The organism is Paraburkholderia sp. RL17-381-BIF-C, from assembly GCF_046026435.1.
Classification (GTDB): Bacteria; Pseudomonadota; Gammaproteobacteria; order Burkholderiales; family Burkholderiaceae; genus Paraburkholderia.
This window is the reverse complement of the sequence record NZ_JARESX010000254.1, coordinates 1-306: the sequence shown is the minus strand read 5'-3', so window position 1 is coordinate 306 and position 306 is coordinate 1. Positions and strand designations below refer to the sequence as shown.

1 pseudogene is annotated in these 306 nt (G+C 65.7%); it reads right to left on the bottom strand.

The features are described from left to right. Positions 1-306 (bottom strand): annotated as a pseudogene (locus tag P0D70_RS36940) (NAD(P)(+) transhydrogenase (Re/Si-specific) subunit alpha); the annotation flags it as partial.

Genomic DNA, 306 nt, shown 5'->3' with positions numbered 1-306 from the left:
CGCGCGCTCATGGACGAGCGCCGCCTGACGAGCAAGCCAGGACTGCGGCATCGCCCGCGCGTACCCCCCCGAACCAGCCGCCGCTTCGCGCTCTTCATCCGTAGCAAACGGGACATCAAGGAATTTGGCCCCCAGAGACTCAATCTGCTCCTTAACCGCAGGTCGCACGTCCGATGCCTCCACGATGGCGCCAAGGCGTTTCGCCGTTGCAATGGCCTGTAAGCCCGCTACGCCGGCGCCTAGCACGAGTACGCGCGCAGCCTTCACAGTTCCCGCCGCAGTCATCAGCATCGGCATGAAGCGCGG